This is a genomic window from Pelotomaculum schinkii, from assembly GCF_004369205.1.
GTDB lineage: Bacteria > Bacillota > Desulfotomaculia > Desulfotomaculales > Pelotomaculaceae > Pelotomaculum_C > Pelotomaculum_C schinkii.
In genome coordinates, this window is the sequence record NZ_QFGA01000001.1 from 1 (window position 1) to 15,239 (window position 15,239).

Genomic DNA, 15,239 nt, shown 5'->3' on the forward strand with positions numbered 1-15,239 from the left:
GCAGTTTGAGTATACCATGTGATCCTTTAGTTATCAATGTACAGCCACTACGGAATGATTGTTCAATTTAAACGGTCTTAGTGTTCAACTTCGGCGGTCTAGGTGTTTTTTCTTAGCGGAATATACATTTTAAGATAGCTATCCTTTTACATTTGTTTAAACGCAGGCTTCGATTATAATTTCATAAGGTAGTTTAAGTCTTTTTCCAAAATAGCATTGTGTTTTGTATTTAAGTTTAAAGATTTTGCTATATTAATCCATGTTCTTTCAGCTATGACAACATCACAATATGGTATAGCAACAGAAAGAAACAGAATGTCTTTATAGTCATTAATATCAATTCGACCCTCTTTATTTTGATACAAGTTTATCTTCAAAGATATATGTACATCAAATGAACTAATTTGCTCAATGATACTTAATATTTTTTTATCACATGTAATCATCTCGTCATTAAAAACACTTAATCCCATAGCGGCATACAGATCTTTAAAGGATTGTAATTTATATTGCAAGGCACGGTTTTTTTCCGGTAAACTTAAGTACCAAATTTTTTCATGTTCCATGGCTTTGAATATAGCTTCATTATTTTGTTCAATTTCGTTTCTGTCAAAATAATCACTGATCGCAGATGATCCATATATATTTAGGTGGTTAAAAAATTCCTGAAATTCTTTTTCTACTTCTGGAAGCCTATTGCCATCATAATCTTCAAATGTCATTAATAACTCGCTTCCAGTAAAAGCAAATGGATCTCCCTGAATTAAATATGTTTTTAACATTTCTTTTCCTTGTGCTATTCGAATTATTTCGTCTTTTAAAACTTCATAGAAATGAGGCATAGTGTACTTATTAGATATTGCATCTAATGTATTGCCTAATTTATAGCTATTATTCACATTTTTCCATATCAAAGTTTCGGCAAAATGAGTGTAACTGACCGGAAATATCCACTCGTGTTTCTTTGATTTTTCTATTATTTTTTGTACTACAGCTAAATATTTACCATCTTGGTACATTGGATTATCAATTGATTTCATAATGTCAGACCATTTATTTTGATCTAAATATATAATATGTTTACCATTTACTATCATTTTTTGCTCCCATAATGTCTATATTGTCTTCATTATTCCTTTTTTATGACGCTTCGCTACTGGTGGGGAAGAAACATATGCAAAGCTTAATATTCCCCTTAACTATCCTTAGGCTTTAGCATATTATTTGCTTCTTTATTAAGCAATTTCATTTTATCGGCTTCATCCAGTATTGAAATCTGACAACGGGCTATTTCCAATAATATCCTAAACCTTTCTTCTTTACTTTTTCCTTCTTTTATTAGCTCAGCATTATGTGTTTCGAGATTGGATAAAACCGTTAGTTCGTTTATTGAGGCAAAGTCTCTAATGTTATTTTTCTTTGCCAGTTCTGAATTGGCCTGCCTCCATTGCTTTGCGGTATATCCGAAAAGAGCTACATTCAACAGGTCAGCTTCGTCTGCATAAGCAAGCCATTCTGTCTGTTTTGTATAATCACTCTGTGGCAGTACATATTTTTTAACTGCGTCCGTATGTATTAAATAATTTGTTTTTGATAAAAATCTTTTGGCGTCCCATTCTAATTTCTGTTGATCGTACTCTAAATTTTTAAGACGCTGGTATTCTTTGAGAAGATAAAGCTTGAATACCGGACTGATTGCAGACCCGAATTCAAAGGCAATATCCTTATGGGCATAAGTGCCGCCGTATCTGCCGGCTTGGACATATAAACCGATCGCATTTGTCTTCTCAATCCATTGCTTTGCACTCAATACAAAAGTCGGCAATCCAGCTTGCATTTTAAAGTGGTCGAATTCGACCACTTTAAAACTGGAATTATACATCTTCTCCCAAGTTCCTAAAAATTCCAGCGTAGAACGATTACGTATCCAGTTTTTAATAATATCAGCAGCCCTCGCATCACCGCCTTTGGCTTTTGCCATATCGGTAATACAAATATAATCATCCATATCAAATGAAGCTATGGTAACAGAAATGTCTTGTACTGATATAATGCTTGTTTTCTTATTTTTACTCATATCTTTACTTCCCTGATCCAGTTTCAACTTTCTCACCACAAACATTATACCAAACATTTGTTCTGATTGGCAAGGCAAAAAATATTTTACCCTTTATGTCAATAGGTAAAATGTAGTTTCTTAACAGGAGAAGTTAGGTAAAAAAAGAGGCTTCATTTTTCTCAAGACTGTTTTGGACTGCATCGATTAGCCCTATAATGACCGACTTAGGAAGAAAAAATAAACCTTTTTCCCAATTTCCAATGATAGTGGAATCAATAAATCTGATAGACTGGTCAATTGCGCAATCGTGAACCAAACCGCATCGAATAACATGATAGATTATATCTTCAATGCCTGCATATCCATTCTCATCCAACTTCAAATTCTTCACGTCAGCATTTACTTTTATTTTAATAAAATCTGCCGATACACCAGGGAATCCTCTGCTGCAAATTTTTCGAAAGTTGGCAGAAATAAATTTTTTGTATCTTTCACCTACTTTTAAACTCGCATATTGTATCTGAGCAGAAGCATCTAATGCAACACATACCAAACAAAATGCTTCATCATAGAAATTGTTATCATAAAGATATTGCGCCGCTTCAAGAAATGAATGTACACTCATAATGTTTCCTCGCAATTATTTAATCTCCCTATCTCCGGCGCAATGGAGACATCAATTTTTTCAGACTTAATAAATCTGAGAAAATCAACGACAATTTCCTCGATCTCTACCCTGAGTCCTTCAAACCGTTCCTTCAAAGAGAAATGAGCTTCAAAGTATTCAGAGAACGCAATGAGCATAATTTCTATCAGTTCGTACAAATGTGTACAAAGATATCGGTCAATATAATAAGCATTCAGGTTGATAATCAATGGCTTTGTGTTCAACTCCATAATACACTTTTTTTCACCAATAGACTCAAGATATACATTCCAATTTGTCTGATCAGGAGTGCAATGGCTATAATTATTTAGAGCGTGTCGAATTATTTTTCGGTACTCACTAAGATAACTTCCATCAGACAGAACTAAGTTCACAGCATCCGTCCATATTTTTGCAGCATCGCTGCTCTTCAAATTTCCTTCAGCCCAATTTCTTGCGGCATTAATATCCAAGGATACTGCAGCAAAACAATCGGTGGCATCTTCAATAGGGCGAAACATTGTAATCGCAGCAGAATGATAGCCACGACAATTAATCAGGCCAGTACTATCAAATAATCCCAATATGTGTGTCAAAATAAGAGCGGATACTGATCTGGATTGGTCTGTATTTGCATTTGGCATCGGTTTTTCATCGGCTAATATACGAAGGTGTTTTAATGCCTGCTGTACTGGGCTATTTTCACCGACTATATCTTGAAAGGGCATCTGCAAATTGTTGCTCATCGTTTCGCCTCCGTTTCACTTTTCTGTAGTCTGCTAAAGATATCATTCATACAAGGCAATCAAATATATTTATAGACCATAAATTCCCACAATATATCTTATATAATATCACAAAAAAAGTAACCGTCATCTACATCGCAAGCTAGTGTTGGCTTTCAAATATTTTTATTGTGGCGAATTCGCCATAATAAAATTGATGTTTACTGTCTTTACTCATGTTTATAAGGACTTCCGGTGCTGCACTTTTCCGAAAACTTCTTTGCTGATGATAGCTTCGTGATTACTCTCAATAAGATACATAGGCAACTTACCGTTGTTTTTTACCTGTTTGTGAGTCAGGCAATCTTCAACATAGCTTTTTTGAGATAATACAGTTCCGATGTATTTCTCATTGGAAAGAATCCGGTCAATAGTGGAAGTGCTCCATTCGGACTTTCCGGTTACCGTTTTTATGTCGTTCTTTTCAAGATAAGATTTAATGTTACGACAGCCGTGACCTTTCAGGTATAAATCATAAATGAGCCGGACTATTTCGGCTTCTTCTTCAACGATAACCAATTTGCCATTCTCATCTTTTGTGTAACCGAGGAAGTTGGTATGGTTCAGCTTTACATGCCCTTTTTCAAAGCTGCGTTGAATTCCCCATTTGATATTCGCACTCTTCGCCTCACTTTCACTTTGGGCCACAGCAGCTGCTGTGGCAATGATTTTTAGCATCCGCCAATCAGACGAATCCAATCTCTCTACTTCGAAGTAGATTATAATACCTAAACTAAGGAGTTCATTGAAGCTTCGTAAAAAGGGAAGGGTATTCCGCCCGAAGCGACTGATGGACTTGGTGATAATATAGTCAATTTTTCCGGCTCGGCAGTCTTTCATCATACGGTTGAATGCGATTCTGTTATCAAAGCAAGTACCCGACGCCTGCTCAGAATAGATACCTGCAAGTACCCAGCCCTCATGATTGTTGATATAATCTGTATAATATTGAATCTGCGAATCCAGACTGGTCTGCTGTTCTTCATAAGCTGTGCTGACCCTGCAGTAAGCGGCAACACGTAAAACTTCTTTTTTGATAGGCGGTATTTCAATGACAATATTGTTATTCATTTGAAATGCTCCTTTCTATTTTACAAAAGAAAAAGACATGACAGTTTAAAGAACCGTCATGTCGAAATCATTTTTTATCGCTAATATATAAAATAAACTACATTTTCTTGTGCGCTTTTCACAAAAAAATGTAGCTTTTAACTTGGTGGACCTAAGGGGATTCGAACCCCTGACCTCTTGAATGCGAACCAAGCGCTCTCCCAACTGAGCTATAGGCCCATGTTTTTTAATTTTCGAGACAACTAATATCTTATCATATCAGTCTCGTAGATGCAAGGTTGTAGTTAAGGGAACAAGACGGCAAGAAAAACAGCCTTAACGCCGAAGACAGGTAGGATTTTGCCCGTGAACCATGAATAGTATAAGAAAAGGTCCTGGGGAGATGTTGTTTTAGGTGGTAATATTCAACCCGTTTGACCACATCAACAAAAAGGATATTAAAAAGCGCATTCAAAAGCTGAAGAAGAAAAGGTCCAATCTCAGCTATGAGGAGCTTTGCGGGTTGCTAATAAAGAAAAAGAGCAGGTTGTGTGCTCTGGCCGGCGGGACGACAGCGCTGCCTGGAATTGTTCCAGGGGTCGGGACGCTTGTCGCCGTTGTTGGCGGAACCCTTCTCGATATGACCGCAATGGCTTTTTTTATTACCGAGTTGATCCTGGAAGTGGCGGCAGTATACGATCGTGACCTGGATGAATCCGGGACCTCGCGGGAAGCGGTGTGGGTCCTGGTTTCATCGGTCGGAGCCGGCGCAGCCGGCAGTGGTTTGACCAACTTTACAATAAGCCAGCTTACAAGCAATGCCTTTAAAAGACTGGTTGAGCAGGCGCTGGTGGCATTGGGAATCAGGGCTTCGCAGCGATCCTTTTTGCGGATTATCCCGTTAGTCGGCATGTTTATCGCCGGAGGAGTTAATTACTACACCTGCCAAAAGGTAGGTAGTTTTGTCGCCAAATATTATTCTGAAAACGGTTACGCAGATACCTGGGATGGACAAACTCTCGACGTGGAAGTGGAAGTAAAGGGAGAATAAAAAGCAGGCTTTCAATGCCTGCCAACCGTTGCCATATTATTTATCCTGCTTGTCAGGATATCTTTTGCAGGGACTCCTGCTGCTTGAGTCGCCTTCCAACAATTTCTTCAGAATAGTCGCAGGATATCAGATAAACATTTACCCACAATTCATGTTCATTGGGCTTGCCTTCCAGTTCCTTGGCCAGGTCTTTGAATTTCTTGGTCACTCTGTCTTTGAAAGCTGAAAACTCCCCGAGAAGATCAACAATATCCCGCTGGGTGTAAGATGCCCCCTCACGTAAAATTTTTGCCAAGTGTATCCCCCCCTAATACTATATAGCTAATTATAGATAAATTGGAATAATTTGTTAAGGGGGCTAAATTGTCTTATTATGGGCTATAACAGGTTTTAAACAATAAATCAAAAGGGGCCTTGCGTGTGGCCCCTTCAATGGGAGGTAATTAGAAACTGCTGCCGATGTACTGGGTTCCCAGCATATTGGCGGATTGAGTTCCAACCATTCCCGTACCAAACTGGTTTGGTGTTGACAGGCTTGTGCCAAATTGGTTTGGTGTTGACAGGCTTGTGCCAAATTGGTTTGGTGTTGACAGGCTTGTGCCAAATTGGTTTGGTGTTGACAGGCTTGTGCCAAATTGGTTTGGTGTTGACAGGCTTGTACCAAATTGGTTTGGTGCTGACAGGCTTGTACCAAATTGGTTTGGTGTTGACAGGCTTGTACCAAATTGGTTTGGTGTTGACAGGCTTACACCAAATTGGTTGGGCGTTGACAGGCTTGTGCTGTAGCTAGGGATATACTGGCTGCCGGTAATACCGGTCGTACCATACTGGTAAGGAATGTTCTGGGTGATCCCGGTTGCATAAGTTGCGGCGCCGTAGCTTTGGGGCATAAACTGCTTGTTTTGATTGCTGAGATACTGGCTGGAAATGGACATATCCTGAGGATTTAAGCCTTGCCCCCAATAGTTGGCGAGCGAGCTGAGGTCAGTAGGTGCAACCTGGGTGCTTCCGTAAGAACTAAACTGGTTCGGGTTGTAGAGACCGGCAGTTGCCATTGTGCCTATTGTGCCCATGTTGCCGAACTGTCCCGTAGCAAACTGGCTGCCGATGTTTGCGCCATACTGGCCGCTTGTAAAAGGCCTGTTGACCATCTGAGAGCTCACCTGCTGCGCAACATTGCTGATAACGTTGACTTCCTGGTTGATGCGGTTGCACATCTGCTGAATGTTTTGCAGCTGTTGGGTTGAGATAACCTCATTCTGCTGCAGGCGCTGCAGTTGTGCGGCATTGTTGGCCTCTGCTCTCTGCAGTTGGTTGGCGACCTGGTTGATGGTGCTTACTTCTTGTCTTAAATCCTGGATCTGCTTGTGAAGCTGAAATAATTGGTCCATATTGTTTCCTCCTTGATGGGATTAAGGCTTATCGCCTATTACCAAATATTATTCTTCATTGCCCATCAGGTTATTAGTGGAGGATAATGGTAATTGCTGATTTATGCTTTGTTTTCAAAAGTTGCACAGTTGGTATCCTGGCATTCATTTGCTCCACGGCCTGTAACTTTAATCCTGTCGGCTTCACATAAATTTCCGTCAGCCCAGAAATGACATGAATTAACGATGCAGGAAACCGAGGGGTTGATTTGTTGACCCGGCGTGAACAGGGAAGATACGACTCCGCCCCAGTTGACGTTGTCCATAGAGCCGAGCAGATTGGCCAGGCCTTTTTTCCTGGCAAAGCTTTTGCACTCAGTGTGGGCATCGCTCTGCGCCATGCGGCCTTCTTCTTCATGGAGGATATCAATATTGGCTGCGCTGCAGAGGTTTCCGCTCATCCAGTGGGTACAAGTGTCCACCTCGCACTCAATTAATGGCTCGCCCAATTAAAATCACCTCATTAGTTTTTTTTTAGCTTTCCCAAGAGGTCAAAGTCTATGCGAGAGGATTTGCTGGATAGAGCTAGAAGGATCATAGAAAAGATGATTATCTGTTTTTCTTTAACCGGCTGAGCTGGGTTGTACCGTTTGAGTTGAGTGTAAAACCTTCCAAACCGGGGGAAGTGGCTGCAAATTTGAGGCTATGGTTTAAAAAAAACCAGGGCGCCTCTTCAACAATAATCTTTTCAGCCTTCTTGTATAGCTGTTCCCGTAAACCAGGGTCGGGTTCCTGCTGCGCTCTGATGAAGAGCTGGTCCGCTTCGCTATTTTTGTAGCGGGACGTATTCAGTCCGCTTTCGATCTGGGAAGAAGAAAGCAGGGTATACAGGAAGTTGTCCGGGTCGCCATTGTCGCTAATCCAGCCGTAAAGATATGCGTCACCTTCTGATTTTAGCAGCGCTTCCTTATACTGCTGCCAGGGGTAGGCTTTTATTTCTGTCTCAATCCCAATTGTGGCGAGGTCGGCTTTTATGGCTGCGGCCAGTTTCTCTCCGCCGGCCGGGTTGTAGGGTCTGGTATTGGTATAGGTAATAAGAGTGAACTTCATCCCACTGGAGTAGCCGCTTTGTGCCAGCAGTTCCTTGGCGCCGGACGGGTCATAGGGGATGGCCCGGGTTCCGGGATCGTATCCCAGGACACCAGGCGGCAGCGGGCCGTTGGCCTCAACACATGCTCCCTTAAATATAACAGAGTTGATATGGCTGCGGTCGATGGCCATGCTGAAGGCCCTGCGCACTGCCAAGTTATCAAAGGGTTTTTTGTGAGTAAAGAAGCCGAGGTAGCCCAGGTCCAGGCCGGGAGTTTGATAAACCGGGCAGTTTTTTTCCTGCAGAAAGCGGGCGTCAGCCGGGGTAATTCCGTCGATGATATCGACCAGCGCCACCTTAAGAGCCAATGCCCTGAGCCTGCTGTTGTTGATGACCTTGAAAACCAGGCTGCCGTATTCAGGAGGGTTGCCCCAATAGTCCTTATTGGCTCTTAATACTATGTTTTTATTTTTTTGCCAACTGTGAAAGCAGAAAGGCCCTGTTCCCACCGGGTACTCGCCGAATTTCTCACCCAGCGTTGAGGCCGCGGAGGGACTGACGATGGGAGCGGCGTTAGGCATGGCCAGGTTGTTTAAGAACGGGGCGTATGGGTATTTTAGTAGAAATTTGACCGTATAGGGGTCGGGACACTGGACCTTGTCTACCATGCCGAAAATAAAGGAAGCGTAGGTTGCCCTTTCCGGGGATTGGGGCGACAGCTGCCTTTCTATGCTAAACCTTACCGCTTCTGAATTGAAGGGAGTGTCGTCGTGAAACTTAACATTTCTCCTGAGGTAAAAGGTCCAAACCAGCCCGTCGGAAGACACCCGCCAGGTTTCGGCAAGGCAGGGCTCGATTTCATTTGTGCCTGGTTTAAAACGGACCAGCCCCTCAAAAATGTTGGAGATTACCTTATACGATTCCTCCTCCTGAGCTAATGCCGGGTCAAGTGTTGTGGAATCCTGTTCTCTGGCGTAGACAATTGTGCCGCTTGGCCATCCCAGCAGGCGACCAGTAACCTGTACAGCGCTGGAATTAAAAACAAGATAGACCGGCAACAGTAAGAGCAAAAAAATAGATAGAATTTTTAATCTCAAGAGCATTATATCCCCACCCCCAGTTAATTAATTATAAAATACTGGATATAATGTTAAATACCTCCTTTTATGGGGTTGTATAATCATGTAAGATTGAGGCGAATGAGAGAAATGACGATATACTTTGGCCCGGCAGGGGCATCCGAGAGTTTCTATGCGCAAGGACACAAGTCTTCCCTGGACATGCCGGAGTGGCTGGCCAAACTCGGGTTAAACGCCTACGAGTACCAGAGTACCAGGGGTGTCAAAATCGGTGGGGAAATGGCAGTCAAATTGGGTCAACTGGCTTCCCAACAGGGGATCAGGTTGAGCATGCATGCGCCTTATTACATAAACCTGGCCGCCAGGGATGAGGAAATGAAGAGAAAGACGAAGGCGCACCTGCTGAATGCACTGAAGGCAGCAAGCTTGATGGGCGCCAAAGTGGTAGTGTTCCACCCCGGTTCAGGCAGCGGTGGTGACCGTAAGGAGATCCTGGCGGGAGCCAAAAACTTCCTGAAAGAAATATTGAACGAGGCGGAAGCGGAAGGTACCGGCGCTGTTCAACTGGCGCCGGAGACTATGGGCAAGAGAAACCAGCTCGGCTCTTTGGAGGAGATACTGGAACTGTGTGAACTTGGACCAAGACTGGTACCTGCAGTGGATTTTGGGCATCTTAACGCGCTAAGCGGCGGCGCTTTGGTGGATAGGCCGGCTTTTGCCGCTATCCTGGAGCTCATCCAGGAACGGCTGGGCCGGGCATATATACAGAACCTGCATATCCATTTCAGTCCTGTTGAGTTTACCGGAGCTGGAGAAAAGAAGCACGGTACAACCCTTGATACAAATTTGGGACCTGACTTTGCGCCGCTTGCTGAAATACTGGTAGAGTGGGGTTTAACTCCGACGATCATTTGTGAATCGGCAGGGCGGCAAGCAGAAGACGCTATTGTGTACAGGGATATTTACTACCGGCTGAAAGAAGAAAAGAAAAAGGCATAGAAAGAGGAGCAAAGGACTCCTATAGCAGGAAGTCCTTTGCTGTTTCCCTTTGCAGTTTAAAAACCAGGTCCCGGTGGCGGCTAATGGACCTCTACATCCTTGGCCCCATTGTCGCGAAGGAAACCGGCAGCTTTATTGACCTTGCCTTCATCGCTCCGCACGGAGGCCAGTATTTTACCCTCCTTGACTTTCCCTTCATAAAACCTGCTTCGTTCTGCCGGCACTCCCCAGTCGATCAAGCCGCCGGCAATTCCACCGGTGGCGGCCCCTGAGAGAATACCGGCAATCGGCCCGGCAGCTACAATAGGGCCTATGCCGGGGATGGCCAGCGCGCCGGCCCCCATGGCCAGACCCGCCAGACCGCCCAGCACACCTCCTGTACTAACCCCGGAAGCGACACTCCCGCCAGTTACATCCTGGGGCCCGCCTGCCCTGGTCCGGTCAGATGCGACTACCGATATTTCATCGTAAAAACCGTTGTTGCGGAGAGCTGAGACTGCTTTTTCGGCTTGATCCCTGGAATCAAAAGTACCGATTACAGTTTTAAGCAATGATATACCCCCTTGTTATAAACTTTGAACCCTTTTATCTTGCCACATGGGTTAGGGTCATATTCATCATCTTTGTAGCGTGTGGCTTTTCCAGATAGTGCAAAATTACGGTTTATTTTTTTTTTACTTCTGATATAATATTGTATGTTTGCGAAGAATTTAGCAACAAACATTACAAGGAGGCAAGAAAATGCTGCCGACACCTAAAAAGTTCTTTATCACAGCAGGTAGCGCCGAAGGGAAGAATCATTTGAATGCCTTCGATAATGCCCTTATGGAAGCAAAAATCGGCAACCTGAACCTGATGAGGGTATCCAGTATTTTACCTCCGGGAGTAGAGTATTGTCCACAAATGGAAATACCGCCTGGTTCTCTCGTGCCTACTGCCTACGGCTATATTATCAGCGATGTTCCGGGAGAAATGATTTCCGCTGCTGTAGGAGCTGGTTTTTCCAAGGATACCTTCGGGGTTATTATGGAGTTCTCGGGTAGATGTGGTAAAGACCAGGCTGAAAAGGCCATTAAGAGTATGCTTGAGGAAGCCTTTGCAACAAGGGGTATGGAACTGGCAGGCATCAAGATGGCATCAACGGAACACCAGGTAGAAACCATAGGTTGTGCCCTGGCTGCGGTACCCCTCTGGTATTAATAAATATGAATGATGGAGGAGCAGATAATGGAATCAAAGTTGGCTTTATGGGTTAAGGAGCAGCAAACGGACAATTTGGCCCTGTCCTGCCGGGTCTCTAAGGTCCTGCACCGCGAGAAGACCCCTTTTCAGGATATGGCGGTAGTTGATACGCTTCAGTATGGACGGATGCTGGTGCTGGATAATATTATCCAGACCACGGTGGGTGATGAATTTGTATACCATGAAATGATTACCCACGTTGCGCTCAATACCCACCCTTCACCGAAAAGAGTGCTGGTTATAGGAGGCGGGGACGGCGGAGCCGTACGTGAAATTGTTAAACACACGTCCATTGAAAAAGTTGTGCACTGCGAGATTGACGGAGCGGTCATTGAGGTTGCGAAAAAGTACTTGCCCGAAATCAGCTGCGCCTTGGACAACCCCAAGGTCGAAATTATTATTGACGATGGTATTAAACACGTCAGGGAAAACAAAAAAACCTACGATGTTATTGTGGTAGATTCGCCCGACCCGATTGGCCCGGCCGAGGGGCTGTTCAGCGCCGGATTTTACGAAGATCTTGCGGCAGCGCTGAAAGACGACGGGATTTTTGTCGCCCAGACGGAATCACCTTTCATAAACCGTGACCTTATCCCAAGGCTGTATCGTGACATAGCGGGGATATTTCCAATAACGCGTCTTTTCCTGGCGAACGTGCCTACATATCCCGGCGGACTGTGGAGTTTTACTATGGGCTCCAAGAAGTATGACCCGCTGGGGGTGGATCGGGAGAAGATACCCGAGTTGAAGACCAGGTACTACAGTCCGGCCATCCACCAGGCATGCTTTGTGCTGCCGCCCTTTGTGCAGGAGCTGCTGAAGTAGAAATTAGTCATAGTAGGCGCACCTGTGGATTTAACAGCCGTTTCCGGCCAGGTACCGGAAAGAGGTCTCGACAGGTGCGCCTGATTTTTCATGGCCTAAGGGAAGTTATATGTGGTGGTCGATTCTCGCTTTAGAATGTTGGAGTAGAAGCTTGAATAAACTATATCAAGACCCAGATAATAGGGAGCAGGCCGAGGAAGTCCAGTGGTTGCGCAGAAAAATACTGTTTTTAATAAAAAACCATTTGACTTCGGAAGCCGGATTAGGTATACTAGTCAATGTCAGTAATGACCCCCTAGGCCAACGGAAATGGGGCAAGCACGGAGCTGTGGTGTAGTGGCCTAACATGCCTGCCTGTCACGCAGGAGATCGCGGGTTCGACTCCCGTCAGCTCCGCCACTTTTCAAGCCACGGTAGCTCAGTTGGTAGAGCAGCGGACTGAAAATCCGCGTGTCGCTGGTTCGATTCCGGCCCGTGGCACCAACTTGACAGTAATCGCAAAATTTGATAAAATATACTCCATGCGGAAGTAGCTCAGTGGTAGAGCATCGCCTTGCCAAGGCGAGGGTCGCGAGTTCGAATCTCGTCTTCCGCTCCATTTGATCGGCGACATAGCCAAGTGGTAAGGCAGAGGACTGCAAATCCTCCATTCCCCAGTTCAAATCTGGGTGTCGCCTCCAAAAAAACCAGTAACGGCAAGGGTTCTAGAAATAGGACCCCTGCCGTTTTTGTTTTCTGAAAAGGATTTTGTCACGTTTTTATCATCGTGGACTAAAGTGACCTCGGAATGCTATGTATGTCCGGAGTTTTAATGTAAATCCATTATGTTTTCCAGCCATACAAAATATTGCCCTAGCGTTTTGGGGTCACCCAGTTTTCTAGACAGGCTGGTGACGATTTTTTCTTCCGAAGAATCATAGTTCTGTTTATTTATTATATCGCATACTTCTGAATACAATAATCGGCTCACTATTTTCTTTGATTCCGAGCAGTTCAATTGTGATAATACAATGCTTATATATTCTGTTACTTCATTTTTGCACACATTCAATCACCTTGAACTTTAGCTTGGTGTAATTGCCCAACTCAAATTCAAATTCCGGGTAATCATTTAAAGTTTTGGGCAAACTCTCAAATTCATAAAAAAGTTACTTTCTGATACAGTATATAAAAATTTCAATAATTGATTTCGCCAAAATACGAGGAAGGAAGTTTAATCTACTGGCGCTTCTGTAATTTGTGCCAAACATGCGTATCTAAGAAACTGCCTTCAACATTTGCTTCCATTTCTTGAAACATCTTGTATGGCACGGTAAAAGTCAAAGTCTCCCTATCTAAGGCACTGCGCTGAGAAATATCAAAAAAGCCGATTACTCCCCTGGGATTATCTTTTTCTCCTTCTGCATACCCATATAGTATTGATTGACATGCTGCCCCAAAAGGAGCGGTGATGCTTTGATTTGTCCCCCGGTTGTAATCCGCCAACACCACTAAAGCAGATAACTGGTCCGCGTTAACAAAAAACACCATTAACTTCGGCACGTCCTGTTCCGTGAGCTGTTCCCAGGGTTTGAACACCACATATTCTGTTGGGATGTCGGTTATCGGCAGTGAATTAACCCATTTCCTGGCCACTTCAGGATTCTTGTAGAACCTTTCTCCCTCCGCCATAACAGGGCCGGCGCTGCCCATTTGGGCAGCCATTTCTTTATTTCCCGTGGAGAGAAGACAATCAATAGGAAATCTTCCGTACCTGTCTCCGAATCCCAGGCCTGTTCCACCTCCCGGACAACCAAATGTATTCCGGTCAAAATAGGCGGTACGGCTTTTTTTACTGGCAGCTACTAACATTGCAGCAACACACCCGCCCATATTCCCTTCTCTAAAGTGAAGCCCATCAACTGGTTTGTCGTTGGTTAGAATTACCGCTACTGGTTGCATTTTTAATTTTAAAGCATCAACGAGTTGACTATTCATTTATAAGCACCTCCCATTTTTATAAGCAACTGAGCGACTAAGTAACATTTAAGGGAACAAGTCTGGTTTTTCAAAGCTGATAACTATTTATTGTTTTGAAATTATCTTCGCATAAAGAAATGATTAAGGTTCCAGATTCTTATAAATCTGGTTGAGAACATCTTTAGCTGCCTCAATTTTATTTTGATCAATACCCCTTGTCGCCTTATCCAGAACTTCAAATGCCAGGGGTATCAAGGTGTGTTTTAATTCTTGACCTTTTGGTGTAAGGAAAATTAAAAAGGATCTATTGTCCTCTGGATTAACATTCCTTAAAATAAACCCTTTATTTTCTAGTTTTAAAAGTATTCTTACTGTCGTGGGCTGATCCTTGGAAGTCAGTTCGGCCAACTCTTTAGGGGGAATACCATCTCGTACCCATAAGCGATTTAAGACTGCCCACTGCTCAGGGGTTATATCATAATCTTTAAACTTATGTAATAAATTATTCTTCATCCTTGTATTAGTACGATTTAGAATGAAACCAAGGCTGTTATCCAGGTTAATTGCCATTTCGTAATCCCCTAAATTATATTATTGTCAAGACAATTATATTAGTAAAAAAATATAAGTTCAACCCAGTCTATGTAAATAAAAATATTTTCAATTAAATATGGAAGTTAACCCACCCTTGTTGGAAGTGAAAAATGATTATGGGTTCAGCGGAAGGAAAATCCCTGGATACTCGTCGAACTCACGCCAGGTAAGCTCCCGCCGGAATTCAGCCAAAGGATTTGCTTCAACCAGCTCGTATTCACGCCAGGTTACTTTATGCTTTTCCTGCAGTTCCGGGTTGATTTCAATCAGACTGATATCATCGCCGTACAGACGGGCATTACGGGAAAGGATTTCTGTTATGATCATTTTTACATATCCTCCATTGTGAACTTTCTGAATAATTATAGCAGTTAAAAATAAGCAGGAGAAACGAATTGATTCTTACGCTGTCAACCCCGAGAAGATAAGGCAGAGCAAGCGGTTGAAATCATAAAAAATGAAGGGGGTTTTATTGTAGTTACTTGCCCTA

At 43.4% G+C, this 15,239-nt stretch carries 17 protein-coding genes and 5 tRNA genes; 8 read left to right on the plus strand and 14 right to left on the minus strand.

Annotation, left to right across the window (positions count from 1 at the left end; all coding sequences use genetic code 11):
- Nucleotides 1–173: 173 nt before the first annotated feature.
- The 6 genes from Psch_RS00005 to Psch_RS00030 all read right to left on the minus strand — a co-directional run bounded on the left by Psch_RS00005 (nucleotide 174) and on the right by Psch_RS00030 (nucleotide 4,780).
- Nucleotides 174–1,097: a hypothetical protein gene (locus Psch_RS00005; protein WP_190238728.1), complete on the minus strand. Its 924-nt coding sequence runs from the start codon at nucleotides 1,095–1,097 to the stop codon at nucleotides 174–176.
- 98 nt (nucleotides 1,098–1,195) lie between these two features.
- Nucleotides 1,196–2,077 carry a KilA-N domain-containing protein gene (locus Psch_RS00010; RefSeq protein WP_190238729.1) on the minus strand — a complete coding sequence of 294 codons (882 nt, stop codon included), beginning with the start codon at nucleotides 2,075–2,077 and terminating at the stop codon, nucleotides 1,196–1,198.
- A gap of 133 nt (nucleotides 2,078–2,210) precedes the next feature.
- Nucleotides 2,211–2,684 carry a hypothetical protein gene (locus Psch_RS00015; protein WP_190238730.1) on the minus strand — a complete coding sequence of 158 codons (474 nt, stop codon included), beginning with the start codon at nucleotides 2,682–2,684 and terminating at the stop codon, nucleotides 2,211–2,213.
- On the minus strand, nucleotides 2,681–3,451 hold the full coding sequence (locus Psch_RS00020) for a hypothetical protein (RefSeq protein WP_190238731.1): 771 nt from the start codon (nucleotides 3,449–3,451) through the stop codon (nucleotides 2,681–2,683). The genes Psch_RS00015 and Psch_RS00020 overlap by 4 nt, the downstream gene beginning before the upstream one ends.
- Before the next feature lie 219 nt (nucleotides 3,452–3,670).
- Nucleotides 3,671–4,561, minus strand: coding sequence for a recombinase family protein (locus Psch_RS00025; protein ID WP_190238732.1), 891 nt, complete (start codon nucleotides 4,559–4,561; stop codon nucleotides 3,671–3,673).
- A 143-nt stretch (nucleotides 4,562–4,704) separates the two neighbouring features.
- A tRNA-Ala gene (locus Psch_RS00030) sits at nucleotides 4,705–4,780 on the minus strand.
- Nucleotides 4,781–4,955: 175 nt separating this feature from the next.
- On the opposite strand from Psch_RS00030, the gene Psch_RS00035 reads away from it, so the two are divergent.
- Nucleotides 4,956–5,591, plus strand: coding sequence for a hypothetical protein (locus Psch_RS00035; RefSeq protein ID WP_190238733.1), 636 nt, complete (start codon nucleotides 4,956–4,958; stop codon nucleotides 5,589–5,591).
- 52 nt (nucleotides 5,592–5,643) lie between these two features.
- Here Psch_RS00035 and Psch_RS00040 read toward each other — a convergent pair whose 3' ends face one another.
- From Psch_RS00040 to Psch_RS00055, 4 genes are all read right to left on the minus strand, one after another.
- Nucleotides 5,644–5,886 (minus strand): hypothetical protein, encoded by a 243-nt coding sequence (locus Psch_RS00040; protein ID WP_134220267.1) that lies wholly within the window; start codon nucleotides 5,884–5,886, stop codon nucleotides 5,644–5,646.
- Nucleotides 5,887–6,034: 148 nt separating this feature from the next.
- Entirely contained in the window at nucleotides 6,035–6,982 is a 948-nt protein-coding gene (locus Psch_RS00045) for a hypothetical protein (RefSeq protein WP_190238734.1), read from the minus strand.
- A 101-nt stretch (nucleotides 6,983–7,083) separates the two neighbouring features.
- On the minus strand, nucleotides 7,084–7,470 hold the full coding sequence (locus Psch_RS00050) for a DUF1540 domain-containing protein (protein WP_190238735.1): 387 nt from the start codon (nucleotides 7,468–7,470) through the stop codon (nucleotides 7,084–7,086).
- 100 nt (nucleotides 7,471–7,570) lie between these two features.
- Nucleotides 7,571–9,154 (minus strand): ABC transporter substrate-binding protein, encoded by a 1,584-nt coding sequence (locus tag Psch_RS00055; RefSeq protein ID WP_190238736.1) that lies wholly within the window; start codon nucleotides 9,152–9,154, stop codon nucleotides 7,571–7,573.
- A 105-nt stretch (nucleotides 9,155–9,259) separates the two neighbouring features.
- Between Psch_RS00055 and Psch_RS00060 the strand changes: the two genes are divergently transcribed.
- Nucleotides 9,260–10,129 carry a TIM barrel protein gene (locus Psch_RS00060; RefSeq protein ID WP_190238737.1) on the plus strand — a complete coding sequence of 290 codons (870 nt, stop codon included), beginning with the start codon at nucleotides 9,260–9,262 and terminating at the stop codon, nucleotides 10,127–10,129.
- Between the two features lie 80 nt (nucleotides 10,130–10,209).
- Here Psch_RS00060 and Psch_RS00065 read toward each other — a convergent pair whose 3' ends face one another.
- Complete coding sequence (locus Psch_RS00065; protein ID WP_134220262.1) at nucleotides 10,210–10,680, minus strand: general stress protein; 471 nt, start codon at nucleotides 10,678–10,680, stop codon at nucleotides 10,210–10,212.
- A gap of 190 nt (nucleotides 10,681–10,870) precedes the next feature.
- Here Psch_RS00065 and Psch_RS00070 point away from each other — a divergent pair, with 190 nt between their 5' ends.
- The 6 genes from Psch_RS00070 to Psch_RS00095 all read left to right on the plus strand — a co-directional run bounded on the left by Psch_RS00070 (nucleotide 10,871) and on the right by Psch_RS00095 (nucleotide 12,876).
- Complete coding sequence (locus Psch_RS00070) at nucleotides 10,871–11,329, plus strand: pyruvoyl-dependent arginine decarboxylase (protein WP_190238738.1); 459 nt, start codon at nucleotides 10,871–10,873, stop codon at nucleotides 11,327–11,329.
- A 27-nt stretch (nucleotides 11,330–11,356) separates the two neighbouring features.
- Nucleotides 11,357–12,196, plus strand: coding sequence for a polyamine aminopropyltransferase (gene speE, locus Psch_RS00075; protein WP_486644307.1), 840 nt, complete (start codon nucleotides 11,357–11,359; stop codon nucleotides 12,194–12,196).
- A 322-nt stretch (nucleotides 12,197–12,518) separates the two neighbouring features.
- Nucleotides 12,519–12,595 (plus strand) — tRNA-Asp (locus Psch_RS00080).
- A gap of 8 nt (nucleotides 12,596–12,603) precedes the next feature.
- Nucleotides 12,604–12,679 (plus strand) — tRNA-Phe (locus tag Psch_RS00085).
- Nucleotides 12,680–12,719: 40 nt separating this feature from the next.
- Nucleotides 12,720–12,794 (plus strand) — tRNA-Gly (locus Psch_RS00090).
- Nucleotides 12,795–12,801: 7 nt separating this feature from the next.
- A tRNA-Cys gene (locus Psch_RS00095) sits at nucleotides 12,802–12,876 on the plus strand.
- Between the two features lie 538 nt (nucleotides 12,877–13,414).
- Here Psch_RS00095 and Psch_RS00100 read toward each other — a convergent pair.
- The 3 genes from Psch_RS00100 to Psch_RS00110 all read right to left on the minus strand — a co-directional run bounded on the left by Psch_RS00100 (nucleotide 13,415) and on the right by Psch_RS00110 (nucleotide 15,076).
- Nucleotides 13,415–14,173 carry a DUF169 domain-containing protein gene (locus Psch_RS00100; protein ID WP_190238739.1) on the minus strand — a complete coding sequence of 253 codons (759 nt, stop codon included), beginning with the start codon at nucleotides 14,171–14,173 and terminating at the stop codon, nucleotides 13,415–13,417.
- Between the two features lie 123 nt (nucleotides 14,174–14,296).
- Nucleotides 14,297–14,725 (minus strand): MarR family winged helix-turn-helix transcriptional regulator, encoded by a 429-nt coding sequence (locus Psch_RS00105; RefSeq protein WP_190238740.1) that lies wholly within the window; start codon nucleotides 14,723–14,725, stop codon nucleotides 14,297–14,299.
- Between the two features lie 138 nt (nucleotides 14,726–14,863).
- Entirely contained in the window at nucleotides 14,864–15,076 is a 213-nt protein-coding gene (locus Psch_RS00110; protein ID WP_427910060.1) for a hypothetical protein, read from the minus strand.
- Between the last annotated feature and the right edge of the window lie 163 nt (nucleotides 15,077–15,239).

Excerpts from the sequence above, each read along its gene's own strand:
- Psch_RS00005 (WP_190238728.1), bottom strand. The coding sequence starts at position 1,097 with ATGATAGTAAATGGTAAACATATTATATATTTAGATCAAAATAAATGG.
- Psch_RS00010 (WP_190238729.1), bottom strand. The coding sequence starts at position 2,077 with ATGAGTAAAAATAAGAAAACAAGCATTATATCAGTACAAGACATTTCT.
- Psch_RS00015 (WP_190238730.1), bottom strand. The coding sequence starts at position 2,684 with ATGAGTGTACATTCATTTCTTGAAGCGGCGCAATATCTTTATGATAAC.
- Psch_RS00020 (WP_190238731.1), bottom strand. The coding sequence starts at position 3,451 with ATGAGCAACAATTTGCAGATGCCCTTTCAAGATATAGTCGGTGAAAAT.
- Psch_RS00025 (WP_190238732.1), bottom strand. The coding sequence starts at position 4,561 with ATGAATAACAATATTGTCATTGAAATACCGCCTATCAAAAAAGAAGTT.
- Psch_RS00045 (WP_190238734.1), bottom strand. The coding sequence starts at position 6,982 with ATGGACCAATTATTTCAGCTTCACAAGCAGATCCAGGATTTAAGACAA.
- Psch_RS00055 (WP_190238736.1), bottom strand. The coding sequence starts at position 9,154 with ATGCTCTTGAGATTAAAAATTCTATCTATTTTTTTGCTCTTACTGTTG.
- Psch_RS00060 (WP_190238737.1), top strand. The coding sequence starts at position 9,260 with ATGACGATATACTTTGGCCCGGCAGGGGCATCCGAGAGTTTCTATGCG.
- Psch_RS00070 (WP_190238738.1), top strand. The coding sequence starts at position 10,871 with ATGCTGCCGACACCTAAAAAGTTCTTTATCACAGCAGGTAGCGCCGAA.
- speE (WP_486644307.1), top strand. The coding sequence starts at position 11,357 with ATGGAATCAAAGTTGGCTTTATGGGTTAAGGAGCAGCAAACGGACAAT.
- Psch_RS00100 (WP_190238739.1), bottom strand. The coding sequence starts at position 14,173 with ATGAATAGTCAACTCGTTGATGCTTTAAAATTAAAAATGCAACCAGTA.
- Psch_RS00105 (WP_190238740.1), bottom strand. The coding sequence starts at position 14,725 with ATGGCAATTAACCTGGATAACAGCCTTGGTTTCATTCTAAATCGTACT.
- Psch_RS00110 (WP_427910060.1), bottom strand. The coding sequence starts at position 15,076 with ATGATCATAACAGAAATCCTTTCCCGTAATGCCCGTCTGTACGGCGAT.